Genomic DNA, 19,769 nt, shown 5'->3' with positions numbered 1-19,769 from the left:
ATTTGTTAACTTTATTTATGGAATATCCAGACGCAAGTGTAAAAGGGCGGATATTTGTATCCTGCAAAAAGCAGAAACATTATAGCCGGGAATTAATACTGGACCAGCATGCGCTGGTCTATGTACTTGCGGGCACCCTTGAATTGTATTATGCGGACAAGATGCATCGCTTCGGACCCGGAACCACCGTGATCATTCCAAGGAACCAGTTGGGACGAATGATCAAATCACCTGCAAATGGAGAGCCGTTCCGGTCCATTTCGATCTTATTCCCCGAACAATTGCTGCGTAAGTTTTATGGCCCACGTCCTGAAAATGTAGCTGAAGGGAAACGGACAGGCCATGTAGCGTTGACGGGGCATCCGCTGCTGGAAAGCCTGTTTACTTCGCTGATACCTTATTTTGAAATGCAGGATGAATTGCCGCCGGACCTGGTCGATATCAAGGTAATGGAATGCCTGACAGTCCTTGAAGCCTGCTGCCCACAGGCCAAACAGCTGCTTAGTATGTTTCAGGAACCCGGAAAGGTCGACCTTGCCGATTTTATGGAGAAGCATTTTCAGTATAACCTTCCGCTGGAAAAATTCGGCTACCTCACGGGCCGTAGCCTTACTACCTTTAAAAAAGATTTTCAAAAGGTCTTCAGGACAACCCCGGGGAGATGGCTGACGACAAAACGACTGGAGCATGCTCATTACCAAATTGCTGTTAAGAAGCATAAACCTTCCGAGATATTCGTCGATGCGGGATTTGAGAACCTGTCCCATTTTTCCCATGTGTTTAAAAAGCATTTCGGCTATAATCCCAGCGAGGCAGGCAGTTGATCAGCAGCATGCTTCTTCAATTTTTCCCCGACTCCGGTCTAAATTCTTTTAACACGATCATGGTCGTGTTCGAGGTCGAATCGTGTCTCAGATGAATGAATGACTGATACTCCGGGTCATTATAAAAGCCATTCACCGCCTCTTCCGACGGGAACTCGATGATGGCATTCATTGTTCTCGGACGGCCTTCCAGCGCCTTGGGATTGGTTTCCATGGCAAGGACTTTAGCTCCATATTTGGTTAGCAGCGGCCTGACACGAGGTGGATAATCCTTGAATGTGTCGAAGTCATGTATGTCGTAGGCATTTATAACATATACAGGCATAATGGTGGATGGTTGGTAATATATAAATATACCCTTTTTACAAAACATGCCCGGTCAGCTCAATGGCTTTTGCTCATTAGTTTCCGCCAACGACTCATTGAAGGGTAGAATATTCAGATGAATATCTATATTTCTTTCATGAAACGCAAATCCTTTCTACAGCTAACCCTCTCTGCACTCGGAGCGCTGGCCGCACCGGTGATAGCGATCACTGCCCCTGTGTTGCGCCGGATTGGAAAAGGCTTCTTTGTCGCCGCCGGTAAAGATCGTGCAGACGCCCCGCTCGTCCTTTTTGAGGGCGATACCTTTTACTCGAAGATATCCACGGGCGACACTGACGGCTCCCTCTATGTATATGAATCCACCCGTATTAATCCGGGCGGACCACCCCTTCATGTGCACGATGACCAGGACGAATGGTGGTATATACTTCAGGGAAAGTTCATGATAAAGGTGGGCGATCAGGTCTATAACGTCCAGGCAGGAGACAGTGTCTTCGGTCCCCGGAAAGTCCCACATTGTTTCGCGAAGGTCGGCGAAGGAGAAGCAAAAATGCTGATGCTTTTCAGCCCGGCCGGAAAAATGGAAGCTTTTTTCACAGCTATGAGCAAAGGTGCTACAAAAGGCATGACATCAGAACAGAACGCCCAGTTCAGGAAAGACCATGGTTTCGAAGTGGTTGGCCCTCCCCTGACCTACCTGAAACAATAGATATAACCTGGGGAGCTTCGGGCAGCAATAGCATAAAGAAATTATTCACCACTTGTCTTTTCTTCGATCTCCCGCTTGAGATCGGCAATAATCTCTTCGATCGATTGGGTGCCTATATCGCCCTTGCCCTGGCGGCGTACGGCAGCCTTGCCTTCAGCCACTTCTTTTTCGCCGATCACCAGCATGTAGGGTATTTTGGCTAGCTCCGTATCCCGAATTTTCTTGCCTATTTTTTCGTTACGGTCGTCAATTTCTGCCCGTATGTCGGCGGTTTTCAACTGTTTTAATACGCTTTCGGCATAAGGCAGAAATTTATCGCTGATAGGCAGCAGCTTAACCTGGGTCGGTGTAAGCCACAGAGGGAATTTGCCGGCGCAATGCTCGGTAAGTACGGCTATGAACCGCTCCATGCTGCCAAAGGGCGCACGGTGTATCATGACGGGGCGATGCTTGGCATTGTCTTCGCCAATGTAGGTAAGCTCAAAGCGCTCCGGCAGATTGTAGTCCACCTGAATGGTGCCTAACTGCCAGTTGCGGCCAATGGCGTCTTTTACCATAAAATCAAGCTTGGGACCATAAAATGCAGCCTCGCCATATTCCGTCACCGTGGTCAATCCTTTTTCGGCAGCGGCTTCTATGATGGCTTGTTCCGCCTTTTCCCAGTTCTCGTCGCTACCTATATATTTGGTCCGGTCTTCCTTATCCCGCAGCGAAATTTGTGCGGTGTAATCAGTAAAACCCAACGATTTAAACACATACAAAACCAGGTCGATCACAGTTTTAAACTCTTCTTTCACCTGGCTGGGCATGCAAAATAAATGCGCATCATCCTGGGTGAAGCCACGCACACGGGTAAGCCCGTGCAGTTCGCCATGCTGCTCGTAGCGGTAGACGGTACCAAACTCAGCCAGGCGCAAAGGCAGGTCCTTATAGCTTCTTGGCGATGTTTTATAGATCTCGCAATGGTGCGGACAGTTCATTGGTTTCAGCAAGAACTCCTCTCCTTCCTGCGGCGTTTTAATCGGTTGAAAGCTATCCTTGCCATACTTTTCGAAATGGCCGGATGTCACGTACAGGTTCTTGTGCCCAATGTGCGGGGTGATCACCGGCAAGTAGCCACTTTCAATTTGCGCTTTTTGCAAAAATTGCTGTAGCCTTTCCCGCAGCATGGCGCCTTTTGGCAACCACAACGGCAGCCCCAGGCCCACTTTTTCGGAAAATGCAAACAGCTCCAATTCTTTGCCCAGCTTACGGTGGTCACGCTTCTTCGCCTCTTCCAGCAGTATCAGGTATTCATCCAGCTCTTTCTGATTGGGGAAAGTGACGCCGTAAATGCGGGTTAATTGCTTATTCTTTTCATCGCCTTTCCAATAGGCGCCGGCAATATTGGTGAGTTTGATGGCCTTAATAAAACCAGTATGGGGAATATGCGGACCACGGCACAGGTCGGTAAAGTCGCCCTGCGTGTAAAAGCTAATGGTGCCATCTTCCAGGTTTTGCAACAGGTCGAGTTTGTACTCATCGCCTTTTTCAGTAAAATAAGCAATGGCTTCGTCTTTTGGCATGGCTTTACGAACAAAAACCTCGTTCTTTTTAGCCAGCTCGCTCATTTTTTTCTCCAGCTTCGCCAGGTCTTCTTCCGACAGCTTATTATCGCCCAGGTCAATATCGTAGTAAAAACCCTTTTCCAGGGCCGGGCCTACCCAGAACTTCACTCCGGGAAACAACGATTCGACCGCCTCCGCCATCAGGTGAGCGCTGCTATGCCAGAAGGTGTTCTTGCCTTCCGCATCGTCCCACTTCAGGAAATGAATGGTAGCATCTTCCGTTATCGCAGCCGACAGGTCTTTTACAACGCCATTTACTTTTGCTGCCAGCACATGGCGGGCCAACCCTTCCGATATCGACTTTGCCACCTCAAGACCCGTTACGCCCGCTTCGTATTGGCGCACATTGCCATCGGGGAATGTAATGTTTATGCTCATTTTACTACTATTATTTGCTGAAAGAGCCGCAAATTAACAAACAATTACATTCAATTAAGAGATTATTTAGCAGCTGCTTATGCGGGAGCGGCCACCGGCCATAGCATTCCACCATTGATCATAGACTATTATGAGCAAGATCATAGATTTTTCCGCCCGGATTTCAAAACTTTAAAGACAACACAAACTGCAACTTTGCCAGGTGAAGAATAAAAGCCAGATATCGAAACTTTGGATCGTCAAGCTGATTCATACGGCGATATGGGTGTTTTTCAATATTGTTATCTTTTACTTGTTGTACGCCGTATATAGCAACAAAATTGATTTCCGTGTCTGGATATGCATCGGACTTGTATTGCTGGAGAGTATCGTATTACTGCTGTTTAAAATGAAATGCCCGCTCACATTAGTTGCCCGCAGGTATTCCGATTCGACGCGGGATAACTTTGATATTTTTCTGCCCGAATGGCTGGCAAAGTATAATAAGCTGATTTATTCGATCATTTTCCTTATCAGCATTGCCATGCTGATCTACCGCCTGGCCGCCTGAACAAGGGTCCGGCATCCTGATTTTTACTGGACAACGATATCTGTTTCTGCATCCAGCACATTCTCAGGCTTTACCTTGTCCCACACGTGCATCTTCAAATGGTAGGTTTCCCCAGCTATCATGGGTTTCGCAATGGTAATAGTGCCACGCAGTTCAGTAGCATTGGCCGGCGTATACCCCTCAGTGCCCAAAAATAGATCGGTCCCCTTGAGGACCTCAGACCCGTGTTTGTCGGTAACGACGATCATCATTCCCGGAAAAACTTTCTCTTCTTTCAGCCCATAATTGGCAATACCCAGCGCTACAATAGCCATTTGTGTATTGAGCTGTACCTTGTTATTGTCCATTACCTTATTGCCAGGGCCCACTAACAGAACATTCTGCACATGAAAGCCATTATAATTGAAGGATAAGCCAGTGCCAAAATCTTTTTTGAAGCCCGCGCTGTAATTACAGGCTCCTAAAAAAAGAATGCTTGCCATCAGGAACAGCGCGATAATTCTCTTCATTTAATATATATTTTTGTATCAGTTCGTCCCCATGTTTCACCCTCCGTCTGAGGGCAAAAATACCACCACTGCTAAAATCTCCTTTTATCACCTGCAAAACGAAAGCAATTAGCCGTTGGCGGGATCGAATGAGCGGTCGCCAGGTCAGCCCCGGACCGAAAACGGATCGGCAGGTCATTAGCCTGTTAAAGCATATAGTTCTGGACAATTATATTTTTTTATATTTGTCCATAACTGAGTTTTAAGATACCCTTACGGCCTGGTATAATATTTTTGAAATGACAGAGCGAGAAAAAATAAAAGAAGATAATTTGATGTTGCAAAAACACATCAACAACAAAGATTATATTAAAATATTTAGAACTGTTTGCGATAAAGAAGAAAATTTATCAGGGTTTATTTTAGGAGCGTCAAAGAACTTTTTGTTTTTGCAACTTGACAATGAATTTATGCTGGACGGATATGCTGTGATCAGAATAGACGACTTTGATAGCATCAGGCATTCCAGCTATGAACGAACTCAACGAAAAATATTTAATGCAGAAGGTCTTCTATCCACCGAATATGGATTTGATAAGCACTTGCCGTTGACAAGTTGGTCAGACATCTTAAAAGCCCTGAAAGCTTATGACTTGCATGTAATCATAGAAAATATTAATGATGGCTATCTTGACTTTTGGATAGGAAAAATTACAAGAGTCGCAGACAAAAGTATGAGTATCCATAACTACGACCCTGACGGATACCTTGACGAGAAACCAAAAGTAATTAAGATGGACACAATAAGCATCATAAAATTTGGAGACAGATACTCAACTATATTTAGGAAATACCTAAAATATAGAAAGAAATAAACTACAGCCGAAGAATTATGATATTTTTTGAATTTAGTTTTCGCATCAAAGTATCAGAAGATGATATTTTTCCATTGATTAAGGAGCTTTATCCTGAAAGCACCTTAGCCTTTTATCCTCATGCCCAATTTTACAATGAAGAAATGAAGTGCCCGCCGGGAATATGTTGTTTTGTGTACGAGTTTTTGTATGCCGGTACGGGCTTTAAGACTTTTCTCAGAGGAGAAATATATAATGAAGATCAATTTAGTGAATTGCCCTTGGCGATCTCTGCTGCAAAGAGATTTGAAATGGAAACCGTAATTGCTGACTTTACTGGTCGATACCCCTTTTTACTTATCACACCTGATGGAACGATTTATAGGACTAATTCAATTGGAATAGGAGATCCTGAGTACAAAACAGGTGTTTTCGAAATCGACTATGGTCTACTCTCGCCAGCCGTCGACTTGTCGGCTTAGATCTACGCCACTCCCCCAATCAGTGAATGAAATCATTCAATTATGCATTAACCATTTTTTTATATCTGTTTTTTGCTAAATTTCTACCATCCGGGCATCCATGTTTCTACTTATTTCGTAATTTTAATCTATTGATCAACTGAAAGGTATATACGCTCCTATTCAGTAACTACAAAGATCTATTTCCCCCTACTCCCACGGTTCTGTTTAGTCCTTCAGTACTTGCATTGGTTGTCTATCCATCAATGTCCTGAAAGTTATTGTTTTCACTAAATCAAGTTATATATGAAACCACTTTTACCAATCCTGGTTGCAGCCTTCTTATGCCAATCCGCGAAGACTTTCGGCCAGGTCAAGATCGGGAACAATCCCACCACAATCAATGCCGATGCAGTACTGGAAGCCGAAACCACGAACAAGGGCTTTCTCCTGCCACGCATCGCTCTTACTGCTACCAATTCCGCCTCTCCCCTTTCTGCCCATACAGCCGGCATGGCAGTGTATAACACAGCCACGGCAGGTTCGGCGCCTTTCAATGTCTCCCCGGGGATCTATTATAATAATGGCTCCGGCTGGACAAAGCTTGATTCTGTTGCCTCAGGCCTGACCAGTATCACGCTTACCAACCCCACCACCATGACAAATTCCGGTAATTACTGGGATTATAAATTTCAAACCGCGGCAGGCGATGCATACAACGAATACAGCACGGCTACGGGGAAGTTTACCGCCTCCCGGACTGGCACGTATGTGTTGACCTGTTATAACTTGGCTACCTGCAACGTCGGCCCTATCAATCCCACTGTGCTCCTCCGGGTCAATAGCCAGGAATATGCCGGAAGCGTCATGTACGTTTCTCCCCCGGGTGGCGGCGCATATACTGTCTTTATTGTACTGACCATCAAGTTGAACGCCGGCGATGTGGTATATCCCAGAGGGTATGGTCCTGCCACAGGCACCTGCACCATCGACGGTACCACCAGCCGTACCTTCATGACCATTGCCCAGATCCGTTGATTCTTCACCTCAAAAACGATCCCTTGAAAAAGATATTAACACACCGATCTGGTTTGCCCATGCGCATCCTTCCTCAGGTGGCCCTGCTCATGGTGCTGTTTCCTTCCCTGGCCAAATCCCAACAGGGTAGTAAAGGCAATACCGTTATCTTCAGCGGGACCACGATGACATTTTTCGGCAGCCACAATTTTCTCACGGGAGGGAGCGGCGTACAACCTGGCATCATCGGCACCGTTCGTACGGCCCCTTACGGTACCCTGAACTTTGCCTCCACCGCTAGCAGCTACACCGGAGCAGACAATGCTAACTATGTCGAAGGATATATCCGCAAATCAGGAACCGCCTCTTTTATTTTTCCAGTGGGGAACAATGGTCACTATGGCCCCTTCGCCGCCTCAGCCGACGGAACGACCGGAGCCTATTTCCATGCAGACCCCAATGCAGCAGTAATCCCTGATCCTGCCGGCGGGAACTATCCGCCTCTCCCGGCAGGTGCTCCGTTCTCCACCTCCAGCAAGGGTGCCGGGGTGACCTCCGTTAGCCCCGTCGAATATTGGGATATCGATGGCTCAGGTGCTACCAATCTTACGCTGACCTGGAATGCGGGGAGCGGGGTCGGTACACTCACGGGCAACACCTTGTCAGAACTGACGATCGTGGGATGGGATGGCAGCAAATGGGTAAACATCCCTTCCACCGTCGACGCGACCTCCGTTCTCGGAGGATCAAGCAGCCTTACCGCAGGCAGCATCACGACCAGCGCAACCATAACGCCGAATAGTTATGTTGCTTATACGCTGGGTTACACCGGCGTTGCCCTGCCGGTTACCCTCCTTTCCTTTACTGCCATTAGGGCGTCAGACGGAGTGAAACTGAACTGGGAAACGACGGATGAGGTTAATTTCTCTCACTTTGAGATCCAACATAGTACTCCAATGCAGGGTGATTGGACCGTGATCGGGACTGTCCCCATAAGCGTAGCCGGCACCCTGAACAATGCCTATTCCTTTACGCACCCTGATCCCGCCGAAGGAGTAAATTTATACAGGCTGAAAATGATCGACCTGGATGGGAAATATACTTATAGCCAGGTCTGCGCGATCTCCATGGACGGAAGTAGCGGAATATTTATTTATCCCAACCCTGCCTCGGACGTTATCAACATCCAAACCAATCATCCCGGGGCTGTCAGGGTGGCAAAACTGAGCGATTGGAATGGCAAAACATTACAGACCGTCCCGCTCCTATCGAATGATAACAGGATAGATGTTAAGGCTATGGTCTCCGGCATCTATATTTTGACCATATTCTATCAGGACGGGTCGAAGGACAGCTACAAGGTCTTCATTAAGCATTAAGATTCGCGGATGGTCTTCTTTTGATCGTCTGCACAATGGAGGCTGTCTCCTTACTGATACAAACATAGGAGACAGCCTCTTTTTATCGTCGGACCTCATATTTTTTCAAAATAACTGGTGAGCTCCCTGGCATAGACCTCTGGCTGCTCCATCGCTGCAAAATGCCCCCCTTTTTCCATTATACGGAAGCTTACGACATTGGCCATCCTTTCCGCCCATTCTTTAGGGAACTGAGCTTCCTTGGGAAACAGCGACACCCCCGTTGGTACGCTTACCCGTTGGGAGGACTGCAGGCCTCCCATAAAGCCGGCACGGGCATTTTCGGCATATGTCCGGATAGTGGAATTGATGGATTGACTTACCCAGTAGATCATGATATTGGTAATCAATTCATCCATGGTGAAACAGTCCCCGGGATTTCCATTATGATCGCTCCAGGCATGGAATTTTTCAATGATCCAGGAAGCCAGGCCCACCGGGCTGTCATTGAGCGCATAGCCGAGGGTTTGCGGCTTAGTGGACTGTATCATATTGAACGCTCCTTCCGTAAAGAACCAATGCTGCACCTGCTGCCCAAACGCCTGTTCCGCAGGCGTCATTGTGCTCCAGTCTTCGCTTCCGTTAGGGTAGCCTACATCTGTTAAATGAATGGCCTTTACATTGGCGGGGAACTGCACCGCGAGTGATTTCACAATCAAGGTACCCATGTCGCCCCCGGCTGCAAAATAGGTGGGATAACCCAATACTTCCGTCATGAGTTTGTTAAACAGAATGGCCGTCTTATCACTGTTTAGAGCCGTTTGCTGGGAAAAGCCAAATCCGGGAATGGAAGGAATAACAAGGTCATAAGAGCGTCCATTGTCCGAAGGTTCGGTGAGCATAGGAATGATCTTGATAAACCGATAAAAGGAGTCAGGCCATCCATGATTCAGGATCAGGGGAGCGGAATTTCTTCCCTGGCCTTTTATATGAATAAAATGAATGGTGACCCCGTCTATTTCGGCCTTAAATTGAGGGAATTGGTTGATCGCCGCCTCATGGGTCCTCCAATCGTATTCCGTCTGCCAATAACGCACCAGCTCCCTCAGATAACCGGGGTTGGTGCCATAATCCCATCCGCCATTTTCCGGTTCATCCGTCCATCTGGTCTGCTTCAATCTTATCGACAGGTCGTTTAACACCTCTTGTGGTACATTGATTTTAAAAGGTTTCATAACTGTTTTATTTGTTTGTTGATACAAAAATAGACAGCGGGTACTTCCTTTCATTGTAAAAAATTTACCTGGACAGCCTGGCCGCCGATCGTAAAACTACCTGGCGCCGGACCTATTTATCAGGAATTTGCAGGATCATCTCGGGGACCAGTTTATTTTCATCTAAAGCCAATTGAGATTTCAGATAGTCCGTCGGCTTTAGTCCGGTGAAATGCGAGAAGTCCTTTATAAGATGAGCCTGGTCGAAATAGCCATACCTGTGAATGATGGCAAACCAGTCAATATAGTCTTTCTGCTTTTGAATTTCAGCCACTACCTGATGTAACCGGTGGATCCTTTGCAGATATTTGGGTGAAAAACCTGTATACGTTTTGAGCAGGTGTATGACGTGCTTCTGAGAATAACCGGATTTCTGTATCAACCAATCAATGGGCTGATCAATATGCTGGTTTATAAATCTCACAATATGATCACCCATGTTCTCGACAACTGAATATTGTAAGAAATAATTTTCGATAAATGTAACCCTGTCTGAAAACGCGGCGGCATTGAGCAGCTGCTCATACAATCGTGTAAAGGAACTGCCAAAAACTTCCTCTGCTTCAATACCCACCTGATCCAGTATGTTTACAGGGATCTTGGTAAGCGAAAAAAACCCACCCACCGTAAACCGAATGCTTATAATACTGGAATGGGGATTGTTCTTATACATGATGGCCTGTTTCTGCATACCTGTGATCCAGGCATTCTTTACTACTTTCTTATTGCCGGCTTCCGGATACACTGTATTGACAGTATTTTCATTCAGCTCAATCACCAGGTTTATTCCGCCCTGCGGGAGTTCTTTGATATAAGCCACAGGCAATGAGCCAGATACATAAACGATGTGTTCAATAAAGTTTGACAGCGGAAATTTTGGAAGGTGATGCTGTATCTGCATGGCTGATTGGAGTGGCTCCCTTTTGGTATGAATAAAGTTCGTTGGTGTCAGAAGTTTTGGCTATCCGGCGTAATCTCATTGAATTCTACCAAAGCGTCAAATCCCTTCCCTTTTCCCAGCATCATGTAATCTCCATATGTCCCTACGGATCCAAAAAGCGCCGGACGTTTCCCCAGTTCGTCATAAAAAACAATGCCTTGGTCCGTATGTTCTTTCCTGGACAGTTGGTAGACCAAGGTCCGCTTATCCGGTGTAAAGCTGTTTTCCTTCATACCGGTCTTTTCAGCCCTCAACACCCTGGCGTTCCCGGAAAAATCCGTAACGATCACATAATAGCGCTGGCCGAGATCGGCTTTCAGGATATTCCCCGCATTGACCGCATAGTCCGCGGTGGTGACATGCATGTTATGCGCCCAAAAGACCGCTTTGGTTCCGCGATGCGCCTCTATATTCCGTGCCATCACGGTATCTCTGTAGTAAGCACTACCGTAGAAGTCATGTTGCTGCAGTGCATCATGTGCCAGATTGCATTCGGCGCTTTGTACGTTATACAAAAGCTCGCCATAATACTGTTTGACCTTGCTTTGTAGAAACCCCGTATGGCCGTAAAACCACCTGATCAATTTATGGGTGACGCTATCACCACCCTTTTCAATATCCACCCGCATCCCGCTGTCCAGCAGGGAGCCAAAATTGAGCATAAAAAAGTAGTTAAAGCTGCCGGCGGCCCCTGAGATATCCACCCCCTTCAGGGCGACCCTGTCACTGGCATGCGCAAGGTTGTAGCGCTTTATCCAGCAAAGCAGATCCAGGAACGACCGGTCGTATAAAGAGCCCGCCAAAGCATAGCCAGCCATCAACTTTAAGGTATCCTCGTTTTTGTATTGGGATTCGCCCAGGTAATAATCCACCATGGAAAGCTTCGCATTCGGATATTCGAATAAGAACGTCCGGACACCCTTCTTCTCGATAAGGTACTGGACCATTTTTGCTTTAAACCGGGTCACCTCCCTGCCTCCATGGACAACCTCTCCCAGCCCGATCAGGGTCACGCTGTCCGTGATCCGGGCATCGAATGCCTGTTCCAGCCACCGGGTGGTGGAATCCAGGTGAAACGCGCCCAGTGGATGAACGATGTTTTGCCCAAAGGAAGGGACGCCCCAATAGAAGAGGAACCCAAGCGCCCAGCATTTAAAGATACTCATGACAGTTGCAATATACGACAGCGAACCCTTTTTTTATATGGATTTGTAAAGCCCCATCTTCCCGGCCCATTTATATTTTTTTATATTTGTCCATAATGGGCAAAAAAATATGAAGCTTCTTCTCACGTCCGCAGGCATCAGCAACACGAGCATTCGCAATGCACTGGTTGACCTCCTGGGTAAACCGATTGCCGAGGCGAGTGCACTTTTCGTTCCCACTGCGATATACGCCTTGTCCGGCGGTGCTGACATTGCGAGGAAGGTGATTGGTGGATCATTAGGTGACCCTTTCTGCGAATTGGGGTGGAAGTCATTGGGAGTGCTGGAACTCACCGCGCTGCCCAGCATCAAACAAGCGCTTTGGGTTCCCATGCTTCAGGAGACTGACGCACTACTGGTAGGAGGCGGCGACTGCCAGTATCTGTCCTACTGGATGCAACATTCCGGATTGGCAGCCCTCCTGCCGTCGCTATTGCGCAAGACGGTCTACGTAGGCCTCAGCGCCGGGAGTATGATAATGACTCGCTTTGGAACCACCTACGGTTGCCATACGCTGCCGGCAGAAAGCGATAAATCGTTGGGACTGGTTGATTTTGCGCTGCATCCGCATCTGGATCATGAGTGGTTTCCCGAGAATTCCTTAGCCAACCTGGAAAAGTTAGCCGCCACGATATCCGTGCCGTCATATGCCATTGACGATCAGACTGCCATTAAAGTGACAGACGACACCATCGAAGTTGTCTCCGAGGGCAACTGGAAGCTGTTTACCTAATATATTTGAGGTACAAAAAATGTAACGCTATGTCGCCGCTTATTGAAATTACAGATGGGGGACTGTATGATCCGGAAGTCATACTGATAGATGTTCGTGCAGGTGCCGACGCGCACCAGCGCTACCTGGCAGGCCACCTGCCCCACGCAATTTTTGCAACGCTGGATGACGACCTTGCCAGTAAACCTACCGACCCTGCCTACGGCGGAAGACACCCATTACCGGCTTTAGAAGACTTTGCTGCCACCTTAACCAGATGGGGCGTTACACCCCACAGCCATGTAATTGTCTATGACGACAAATTTGCTGCGATGGGGGGCGCCCGATTGTGGTGGATGCTGCGCGCCATAGGCCATAAAAATGTACAGGTCTTAAACGGCGGATTAAAGGCCGCCATCGACGCAGGCATCGAATTAAGCACAGATGACTATCAACCCAAACCAACCGCAGGCTATCCCGTTCCGGCTGAATATAAAGGTATGGCCGATATTAAAGAAGTTGCCAATGCCGCTGAAAGTGTTGCCCGCATGGTTATTGACGTGCGTGAGAACGCCCGCTACCTTGGCCGGATCGAGCCGCTTGACCTGGTAGCCGGGCACATCCCAGGTGCGATTAATCTGTTTTATGCCAAAAATCTGGGTGAAGATGGCAAATATCTGTCTCCGGAAGAACTTGCCGAGCTTTACCAGGATACCATCGGCGATATTAAGCCGGAAGATGTAATTGTACATTGCGGATCAGGAGTTACCGCATGTCACACATTGCTGGGCATGGCCAGCGCTGATATCACAGAACCGAAGCTGTACGTGGGCTCCTGGAGTGAATGGTCCAGAAGGGGCATGCCGATCGCCACTGAGAACAAATAGTGTCAGCCGATTAATTGAGACAGCGACATAAATGCCTTCAGGGGAGCTGACCCGCAGCCCGTGTCCAGATTCACCGGTGAAAAACGATTTAAAAATCAACTGTTTACGTCTAGCGACACTATAAATTCCGGATTTCGAAACAGTTTTTCCCAATTCTGGGACCCGGGTTGGGGATAACTAGCTCTCTTTGCAGCTAAATCTCCAGGAATTGTGATGAAAACTTACTGCCTTTTGTTTCTTTTTGTATTTCCCATTGCCCTGTCTGCCCAACAACTTAAAGATACCACTAAAGGTAGCTACTTAAAGGAAGTAACCGTCACCGCCATTAAAACGGTCCGTGGCACAGGTCATATGCCTGAAGTGAAGGATGGAGTCATCTATGCCGGCAAAAAGAATGAAGTTATCCTGGTGGACAGTTTAGACGCCAACAAAGCTATTAATAATACCCGTCAGATCCTGGGCAGGATACCCGGACTGAATATTGTGGAAACCGAAAGCGGGGGATTTACGGCGAATGGTATTGCCACCCGTGGTCTCAACCCCACGCAAAGCATTGAAATGAATATCCGGCAGAACGGTTATAACATCAGCGCCGATATTTACGGATACAATGAATCCTATTATATTCCGCCCATGGAGGCTGTCAATCGCATCGAGATGGTCAGAGGAGCCGCATCCTTGCAATTCGGGCCCCAATTCGGCGGGATGGTAAACTATGTGCTCAAGGAAAGCCCTAAGAATAGGCCTTTTGAATGCACCACCTCCCAGACAGGGGGCAGCTATGGGATGTTCAATACATTCAACTCCATTGGCGGGACCATTAAAAAATGGAGCTATTATGGGTTTGTTCAATACAGAACCCTGGACGGCTGGAGACCCAACAGCCATCAATGGCAGGTGTCCGGATTCGGCAGGGTCCAGTATGCGGCTTCTGATAAATTGATGGTCGGCGTGGAGTACTCTTTACTGAGGAACAGGATCAAAATGCCGGGAGGGCTTACCGACAGCATGTTCCATGCCAATCCCCGCGCCTCCTTTCGCAGCAGGAACTGGCTTAAAAGTCCCTGGAATATCATCACCGCCTATGCTAATTACGCCATTTCACCTCAGACATCTTTGAACATTAAAACATCGCTGTTATTCAGCAACAGGGCGCTCGTGTGGCGTAACGAAGATGGCGGCGCCGGTGCCTTGGACGAAAAGGACCCGGTGACAAAAGAATATGTGCATAGGGAAGTAGAAAACGAGGACATGCACAACAGCACGACGGAATTGAGATTGCTGCATGACTACAGGTTGGGCAGGATGAATAATACCCTGGCAACTGGGGTCAGATATGCCTACGCCTGGTTCAAAAGGCAAGGAGGCGGAGAAGGAACTACGGGATCAGATTTCGATCTGACAGTTTTAGGCGATTACGAATATGATCTTGACTTTACCACCACCAATGTCGCGCCTTTTGCTGAGAACATTTTCAGGATCAATGACCGTCTCACCATCACACCCGGCTTTCGATTTGAATACCTTAGGAGCACCGCCAAGGGGTATAAAACCGTCGACGACGACAAGTTGCCGGCCAATGAAGGCAGGAACCGGTATATTCCCTTATTTGGATTGGGCGCCGAATATAAGATCGGGGTAAACACCAATATATACGCTAATATCAGCCAGGCCTACAGGCCAATGGATTATTCCTCCCTGGAACCCATCGGCGTAACTTCAAAAATAGATCCCCATCTCAAGGACGCCAGCGGTTTTAACAGCGATCTTGGCTATCGCGGCACCATCAATAATTTTCTGAATTTTGACATTGGCTTATTTTACATGGCCTACAACAGGCGGGTGGGAACGGTGCTCATCAATCCCGGGACTGCCGACGAATATACCCTCCGCACCAATGTCGCCAACAGCGTACATAAAGGGATAGAAAGCTATGTCGAGTTCAATCTCTTAAGGTATCTCCATCCTTCGTCTAAAAAAGGGCTAAGCATTTTTAATTCCTTTGCATTTACTGATGCGAAGTATACCAGCAGTGAATTTAAAGGCAATCGCGTGGAGGCGGCGGCAAAATACATCAACCGGGTCGGGATCACTTATTTTGATACCAGGTTATCAGCAACTATTCAGATGAGCAATGTCGGGGACGCATACGGGGATGCTACCAATGCCAAATTAAGCGATGATCCCGTGGCGGGCTATATACCGGCCTACTCTGTTTATGACATGAGCCTCACCTATAGGTTAAGAAAGTTTGCTGTAAAAGGAGGAATAAACAACCTTGCAGATAAGGCGTATTTCACGCGCCGTACGGATGAATATCCCGGGCCCGGCATCATACCTTCCATTGGAAGAATGCTCTATATAGGCATTTCTGTCAATTTCTAAAATGCTTTTTCAATTCGCCAAATGAGGCAAATACAGCTCACCAAAGCCGCTGTAATGTGAAAATTTCAAAACCACCGTTTCAATGCAATTGGGACGATTCATAACCCTACTCCGAAGCGGGAATAGCCAACCCATTGGTACTGGAATAATAGATCGCATCAGTGCCGGCCTTATTCCAGGCCATAAAAAATCCGTTTCCGCAAGTCGTTACCCCGGGTGAATTCTCAATAAAGAATGGTTTTCCATTACTGTCAAAGGCAATTTGCTGACCTGTCCACTCACCGCCATTCATGTCGTATTGAGAAGTCCAGACCCCTTCACCACCAACGCCATTCCAGGCCATAAAAATAGTGTTGTTCTGGCATGTCACGGTAGAGGTGCCGTTCGCGCCAAACTGGACGCCACGCTGAGCAGGTTGCTGAGCCGCCCATGTATTCACCAACGAAAAGGATTGGTATATCGAAAACCAGGTTCCATCATTGCCGGTGCCGCTCCAGGTCATCATGATCTGACTGCCAGAAACAGCTATGGCCGGCGAGGATAGGGAGCCAAAGATTACTCCGTCGATTCCCTCGGCTTGTTGTTGCGGCAGCCATTGAGCACGTTCGTTGTAGAATGCTGAATAGTAAATTCCGTCATTGCCGGAACCCAACCACGTCATGAAGAGCTGGTTGTCAGCAAATCCGATGGCTGGCGATCCCATGATTCCGAACGTTATCCCATCCGTTCCACCGGCAACCTTCGGATCTGCCCATTCCTGGGTAACAAGATCATAAAAAGAATATAGGATTGCACCAGAATTGTTCCAGGCTATCGCAAGCGTGTTGTTACTCACAGCTAAGGCAGGTACGCCCGCGCTAAAAGGACTCCCACTTGTTCCGGCTTGTTGTTGCGGGGTCCACTTCAGTTGGGACAGATCGAAAATAGAATAATAGATACCATCGCCACCGCCTCCATTCCAGAACATAAAGACCTGATTTCCCGTCGCAACGACGGCCGGTGAAGATTGAATTCCAAAAGGGACGCCATCCGATCCGATGGCTTGTTGCTGTGCGGTCCATTGATACTGCGCCATTTTTTAAGTAAAAAATATTCTATTTTAATGAAGCAGGAAAATTACCAACAGTCAATAAACACTTATCGCTCCATAATTCGGCATTAAAAGGGTCAATGGAGTATTTGTCAAAATGACCAAACGCCTCGAAAGAGCGCTCAGGAAGCTGATCTTTTATCGCTAAAAATCTGTTTATGCTATTGCCATTGACAGTGGTTTCAACTCGCAGAGAGTGAAAGTAGAGTCGGTAAAAAAGCAGCTGGAAATATGTAGCAAAACAGTCAATGAAATAATATTTGAAGTTGGTTACAATGACATTAATGCTTTCAGAAAAGTTTTTAAAAAGTATGCAGGAATGCCTCCGGTTGATTATCGCAAAAAGTACAAAATTTAATTTAACAAATGTATGACTACAAATGAAATCCGTTATCACCAATTTTCACTTGTTTTAGTCCTGATACAAATGGATGGATTCCGTATTTTGCAAGTCTTCGATCCATTGTTGAATATATCTGGAAAGGTCTTTTTGTTCAGGATACTTTTTCGACTCGCCAATGGAGGCAAATACGGCAAGGCCCAGCAAGATACAATGTGCAACGTCCAGCTGCATTAGCAGACCGAGGCTATAGCCGGCAATAAAGTTTTGCCTGGCATCCGGGGCCGTTTCTATGCTAAGATCGCCCTGCTGTCTCGAAAGCATAAATTGCTGCTCGTTGGAAAAAAATATTACGTCATTCTCCGACCATATCAGCAGATGGGCTACATTCAGGGTTCTGAACATGGAGAAATAATTCTTCTTCCGGTCGGCAAGCGACTGTTTTGTGATAGGCGCGTCGTTATCCATCCCATTCAGCACCATCCATAATTTAACCGCTTCGTTTTCATCCAACGCAAGTGTGACTTTTCCATGCTTTGAAAAATCGTTGATGATATCAATGGCCTCGTCCACTTCAAAAGTGTGTTTTCTTGCGGAGTCGCCGAGGTAAAAAATGAATTCCAGATCATTCTTGCCAAGGGGCTTGATGACCTTGGTACGCAAACCATCCCACAAAGCAGAGGCGCCGTGGAGGGATGCCCAGTCGTCAAACGCAACAGTGTGGCAATCGCGGAATAGGGACCGGAGCGCTTCGATAACAGCCTCGTTATTAAAAAAGGCCAGTGCACGTTCTTCAGATTGCCCGGCAGGAAGGGTGAGACTAAGCCTTGACAGCGCCTCAAGGTCATGGGGAGCACTTAGTGTCAGGCTACGGATTCCCAAAATGTTTAATGGCTCAGGCAGTTGCGCTTCCTTGATACCCAATGAACTTAATGATACGCCGGCTGTAGCGGGACCTGACCGGTCGTCGCCCTGTAAGCGACTTACAAACACGTTTTCTCCCCCTTGAAAATCGCGTATCGTTGTTAACAGGTCCGATAGAATGGCGCCCGTGTCTTTGACTTCCACATTGAACATCATATTTTATATTTTTAAAGGTTAAGAATATCTCCGCTGCGATAGATGAATATGGGACCACAACGGTCGTGCCAATTGCATTCCCCCCGCTCTCCAAGGCGTGAAAGTTCCTGATTCGCGCAGGCCTTTGCAAAGAGGGGCGAATAGATTCACTAATATTCGTGAAAAGGTTAGTGATTTCACGATATATAGTGACAAATTCCTGTGCATCAGAGGGAGTAAGCGCCCTGGTCAATCCAAAGACAATAACGCACATGGTTGCATCAAAAACGGTCATTTTTTTTGCCAACTCTAATATTAATCAATTGAATTGCAAGGCCATATAAACTGGCATTTTTCTGGAAGCCACTTTGGTCTCTATTCCCAACATCAATTCAATTTTCATGCAACTTGTCATTAACTCGCTTTCTAAAACCTACCCGAATGGTGTCAGAGCATTAAAAAACGTCTCCTTCGTCTGCCACAAAGGAATGTTCGGGCTGCTTGGCCCGAATGGAGCGGGAAAGTCAACGCTCATGCGAACCATTGCGACGCTTCAGGATGCCGATCAGGGTACCATCAGCCTCGACGGTCTGGATGTGTTAAAGGAAAAGACTGCCTTGAGGCGGCTTCTGGGTTATCTGCCGCAGGAATTTGGTGTTTATCCAAGGACGACGGCGGAGGAAATGCTGGATCACATAGCCAGGCTGAAAGGTGTGAACGACGCGGCCAAACGCCGGGATCTGGTCGCTACGCTTTTGGAGCATGTCAATCTCACCAGGGATAAAAAGAAAAGATTGGGCGGTTTTTCGGGCGGCATGAAACAGCGTTTTGGGATCGCGCAAGCTTTGATAGGTGAGCCAAAACTCATTATCGTGGACGAGCCTACGGCAGGTCTTGACCCCGCCGAGCGCAACCGGTTTTACAATCTTCTCAGCAGGATCGGAGAAAACACCATTGTTATTCTGTCGACGCACATCGTAGAAGATGTCAGTACGTTGTGTTCACAATTTGCGATCATCTGTGATGGCGAGGTCATGTATTTGGGCGAGCCCGATGCAGCAGTCATGGAGCTCACCGGTAAAATTTACACGAAACTAATAGGAAGGGAATCGCTTGCCCGGTATAAGCAACAGCACCGGGTGCTTTCCACCCATTTGAAGTCCGGGGTTCTGTATATCAGGATATTCAGTGAAACGGCGCCCGGAGATGGTTTCATTCCGGGCCAGGCAAGCCTGGAAGATGTTTATTTTAAGGCCATCGGCGAGCAGGTGGATGTTGCCGGGATTAACTCATGACTCAACCAA

20 protein-coding genes are annotated in these 19,769 nt (G+C 47.4%); 12 read left to right on the top strand and 8 right to left on the bottom strand.

The genetic code is table 11. The features are described 5' to 3' along the window. Window positions 1-17 precede the first annotated feature (17 nt). Window positions 18-824, top strand: coding sequence for an AraC family transcriptional regulator (locus Q4E93_RS18945; RefSeq protein ID WP_303587856.1), 807 nt, complete (start codon window positions 18-20; stop codon window positions 822-824). 16 nt (window positions 825-840) lie between these two features. Here Q4E93_RS18945 and Q4E93_RS18940 read toward each other — a convergent pair whose 3' ends face one another. Further along, on the bottom strand, window positions 841-1,149 hold the full coding sequence (locus Q4E93_RS18940; RefSeq protein WP_303587854.1) for a DUF1330 domain-containing protein: 309 nt from the start codon (window positions 1,147-1,149) through the stop codon (window positions 841-843). 138 nt (window positions 1,150-1,287) lie between these two features. On the opposite strand from Q4E93_RS18940, the gene Q4E93_RS18935 reads away from it, so the two are divergent. Further along, window positions 1,288-1,860: a cupin domain-containing protein gene (locus Q4E93_RS18935; protein WP_303587852.1), complete on the top strand. Its 573-nt coding sequence runs from the start codon at window positions 1,288-1,290 to the stop codon at window positions 1,858-1,860. Between the two features lie 41 nt (window positions 1,861-1,901). Here the strand turns inward: Q4E93_RS18935 and thrS are convergent, their stop codons facing one another. Further along, a complete protein-coding gene (gene thrS / locus Q4E93_RS18930; protein ID WP_303587851.1) occupies window positions 1,902-3,845 on the bottom strand; it encodes a threonine--tRNA ligase in 1,944 nt (647 codons plus the stop codon). Window positions 3,846-4,047: 202 nt separating this feature from the next. Between thrS and Q4E93_RS18925 the strand changes: the two genes are divergently transcribed. Beyond that, a complete protein-coding gene (locus Q4E93_RS18925) occupies window positions 4,048-4,395 on the top strand; it encodes a hypothetical protein (protein ID WP_303587849.1) in 348 nt (115 codons plus the stop codon). Window positions 4,396-4,418: 23 nt separating this feature from the next. Here Q4E93_RS18925 and Q4E93_RS18920 read toward each other — a convergent pair whose 3' ends face one another. Then, window positions 4,419-4,904 (bottom strand): hypothetical protein, encoded by a 486-nt coding sequence (locus tag Q4E93_RS18920; RefSeq protein WP_303587847.1) that lies wholly within the window; start codon window positions 4,902-4,904, stop codon window positions 4,419-4,421. Window positions 4,905-5,182: 278 nt separating this feature from the next. Here Q4E93_RS18920 and Q4E93_RS18915 point away from each other — a divergent pair, with 278 nt between their 5' ends. From Q4E93_RS18915 to Q4E93_RS18900, 4 genes are all read left to right on the top strand, one after another. Continuing rightward, entirely contained in the window at window positions 5,183-5,758 is a 576-nt protein-coding gene (locus Q4E93_RS18915) for a hypothetical protein (protein WP_303587845.1), read from the top strand. 17 nt (window positions 5,759-5,775) lie between these two features. After that, window positions 5,776-6,219: a hypothetical protein gene (locus Q4E93_RS18910; RefSeq protein WP_303587844.1), complete on the top strand. Its 444-nt coding sequence runs from the start codon at window positions 5,776-5,778 to the stop codon at window positions 6,217-6,219. A gap of 285 nt (window positions 6,220-6,504) precedes the next feature. Then, the gene (locus tag Q4E93_RS18905) at window positions 6,505-7,236 is read left to right on the top strand and encodes a hypothetical protein (RefSeq protein ID WP_303587843.1); all 732 of its coding nucleotides are present in this window, start codon (window positions 6,505-6,507) and stop codon (window positions 7,234-7,236) included. A 23-nt stretch (window positions 7,237-7,259) separates the two neighbouring features. After that, window positions 7,260-8,594, top strand: coding sequence for a T9SS type A sorting domain-containing protein (locus Q4E93_RS18900; protein ID WP_303587841.1), 1,335 nt, complete (start codon window positions 7,260-7,262; stop codon window positions 8,592-8,594). Window positions 8,595-8,689: 95 nt separating this feature from the next. On the opposite strand, the gene Q4E93_RS18895 is transcribed toward Q4E93_RS18900, so the two are convergent. The 3 genes from Q4E93_RS18895 to Q4E93_RS18885 all read right to left on the bottom strand — a co-directional run bounded on the left by Q4E93_RS18895 (window position 8,690) and on the right by Q4E93_RS18885 (window position 11,953). Further along, the gene (locus tag Q4E93_RS18895) at window positions 8,690-9,808 is read right to left on the bottom strand and encodes an epoxide hydrolase family protein (RefSeq protein WP_303587839.1); all 1,119 of its coding nucleotides are present in this window, start codon (window positions 9,806-9,808) and stop codon (window positions 8,690-8,692) included. Between the two features lie 112 nt (window positions 9,809-9,920). Further along, window positions 9,921-10,748 (bottom strand): helix-turn-helix domain-containing protein, encoded by an 828-nt coding sequence (locus tag Q4E93_RS18890; RefSeq protein ID WP_303587836.1) that lies wholly within the window; start codon window positions 10,746-10,748, stop codon window positions 9,921-9,923. A gap of 47 nt (window positions 10,749-10,795) precedes the next feature. Continuing rightward, on the bottom strand, window positions 10,796-11,953 hold the full coding sequence (locus Q4E93_RS18885) for an erythromycin esterase family protein (protein ID WP_303587835.1): 1,158 nt from the start codon (window positions 11,951-11,953) through the stop codon (window positions 10,796-10,798). A 109-nt stretch (window positions 11,954-12,062) separates the two neighbouring features. On the opposite strand from Q4E93_RS18885, the gene Q4E93_RS18880 reads away from it, so the two are divergent. From Q4E93_RS18880 to Q4E93_RS18870, 3 genes are all read left to right on the top strand, one after another. Further along, window positions 12,063-12,725, top strand: coding sequence for a Type 1 glutamine amidotransferase-like domain-containing protein (locus Q4E93_RS18880; protein WP_303587834.1), 663 nt, complete (start codon window positions 12,063-12,065; stop codon window positions 12,723-12,725). 29 nt (window positions 12,726-12,754) lie between these two features. Further along, the gene (locus tag Q4E93_RS18875; RefSeq protein WP_303587832.1) at window positions 12,755-13,591 is read left to right on the top strand and encodes a sulfurtransferase; all 837 of its coding nucleotides are present in this window, start codon (window positions 12,755-12,757) and stop codon (window positions 13,589-13,591) included. Between the two features lie 213 nt (window positions 13,592-13,804). Beyond that, a complete protein-coding gene (locus tag Q4E93_RS18870; protein WP_303587829.1) occupies window positions 13,805-15,976 on the top strand; it encodes a TonB-dependent receptor family protein in 2,172 nt (723 codons plus the stop codon). A gap of 106 nt (window positions 15,977-16,082) precedes the next feature. On the opposite strand, the gene Q4E93_RS18865 is transcribed toward Q4E93_RS18870, so the two are convergent. Then, window positions 16,083-17,051, bottom strand: coding sequence for a hypothetical protein (locus tag Q4E93_RS18865; protein WP_303587827.1), 969 nt, complete (start codon window positions 17,049-17,051; stop codon window positions 16,083-16,085). A gap of 211 nt (window positions 17,052-17,262) precedes the next feature. Between Q4E93_RS18865 and Q4E93_RS18860 the strand changes: the two genes are divergently transcribed. Next, window positions 17,263-17,424: a helix-turn-helix domain-containing protein gene (locus Q4E93_RS18860; RefSeq protein ID WP_303587825.1), complete on the top strand. Its 162-nt coding sequence runs from the start codon at window positions 17,263-17,265 to the stop codon at window positions 17,422-17,424. Window positions 17,425-17,478: 54 nt separating this feature from the next. Here Q4E93_RS18860 and Q4E93_RS18855 read toward each other — a convergent pair whose 3' ends face one another. After that, window positions 17,479-18,486 (bottom strand): hypothetical protein, encoded by a 1,008-nt coding sequence (locus Q4E93_RS18855; RefSeq protein ID WP_303587824.1) that lies wholly within the window; start codon window positions 18,484-18,486, stop codon window positions 17,479-17,481. Window positions 18,487-18,866: 380 nt separating this feature from the next. Here Q4E93_RS18855 and Q4E93_RS18850 point away from each other — a divergent pair, with 380 nt between their 5' ends. After that, window positions 18,867-19,760: an ABC transporter ATP-binding protein gene (locus tag Q4E93_RS18850; RefSeq protein WP_303587823.1), complete on the top strand. Its 894-nt coding sequence runs from the start codon at window positions 18,867-18,869 to the stop codon at window positions 19,758-19,760. The last annotated feature ends 9 nt before the right edge of the window (window positions 19,761-19,769 follow it).

Origin of the sequence: Flavitalea plasmicola, assembly GCF_030546645.1 — a bacterium.
In the GTDB taxonomy this organism is placed as follows: domain Bacteria; phylum Bacteroidota; class Bacteroidia; order Chitinophagales; family Chitinophagaceae; genus Puia.
This window is presented reverse-complemented; position numbering and strand designations above follow the sequence as displayed.

What these genes read in the sequence shown, in the direction of transcription:
- Q4E93_RS18935 (WP_303587852.1), top strand. Translation starts at nt 1,288, where the DNA reads ATGAAACGCAAATCCTTTCTACAGCTAACCCTCTCTGCACTCGGAGCG.
- Q4E93_RS18865 (WP_303587827.1), bottom strand. Translation starts at nt 17,051, where the DNA reads ATGGCGCAGTATCAATGGACCGCACAGCAACAAGCCATCGGATCGGAT.
- Q4E93_RS18870 (WP_303587829.1), top strand. Translation starts at nt 13,805, where the DNA reads ATGAAAACTTACTGCCTTTTGTTTCTTTTTGTATTTCCCATTGCCCTG.
- Q4E93_RS18855 (WP_303587824.1), bottom strand. Translation starts at nt 18,486, where the DNA reads ATGATGTTCAATGTGGAAGTCAAAGACACGGGCGCCATTCTATCGGAC.
- Q4E93_RS18940 (WP_303587854.1), bottom strand. Translation starts at nt 1,149, where the DNA reads ATGCCTGTATATGTTATAAATGCCTACGACATACATGACTTCGACACA.
- Q4E93_RS18945 (WP_303587856.1), top strand. Translation starts at nt 18, where the DNA reads ATGGAATATCCAGACGCAAGTGTAAAAGGGCGGATATTTGTATCCTGC.
- Q4E93_RS18885 (WP_303587835.1), bottom strand. Translation starts at nt 11,953, where the DNA reads ATGAGTATCTTTAAATGCTGGGCGCTTGGGTTCCTCTTCTATTGGGGC.
- Q4E93_RS18915 (WP_303587845.1), top strand. Translation starts at nt 5,183, where the DNA reads ATGACAGAGCGAGAAAAAATAAAAGAAGATAATTTGATGTTGCAAAAA.
- Q4E93_RS18890 (WP_303587836.1), bottom strand. Translation starts at nt 10,748, where the DNA reads ATGCAGATACAGCATCACCTTCCAAAATTTCCGCTGTCAAACTTTATT.
- Q4E93_RS18920 (WP_303587847.1), bottom strand. Translation starts at nt 4,904, where the DNA reads ATGAAGAGAATTATCGCGCTGTTCCTGATGGCAAGCATTCTTTTTTTA.
- Q4E93_RS18895 (WP_303587839.1), bottom strand. Translation starts at nt 9,808, where the DNA reads ATGAAACCTTTTAAAATCAATGTACCACAAGAGGTGTTAAACGACCTG.
- Q4E93_RS18850 (WP_303587823.1), top strand. Translation starts at nt 18,867, where the DNA reads ATGCAACTTGTCATTAACTCGCTTTCTAAAACCTACCCGAATGGTGTC.
- Q4E93_RS18880 (WP_303587834.1), top strand. Translation starts at nt 12,063, where the DNA reads ATGAAGCTTCTTCTCACGTCCGCAGGCATCAGCAACACGAGCATTCGC.
- Q4E93_RS18910 (WP_303587844.1), top strand. Translation starts at nt 5,776, where the DNA reads ATGATATTTTTTGAATTTAGTTTTCGCATCAAAGTATCAGAAGATGAT.
- thrS (WP_303587851.1), bottom strand. Translation starts at nt 3,845, where the DNA reads ATGAGCATAAACATTACATTCCCCGATGGCAATGTGCGCCAATACGAA.
- Q4E93_RS18905 (WP_303587843.1), top strand. Translation starts at nt 6,505, where the DNA reads ATGAAACCACTTTTACCAATCCTGGTTGCAGCCTTCTTATGCCAATCC.
- Q4E93_RS18875 (WP_303587832.1), top strand. Translation starts at nt 12,755, where the DNA reads ATGTCGCCGCTTATTGAAATTACAGATGGGGGACTGTATGATCCGGAA.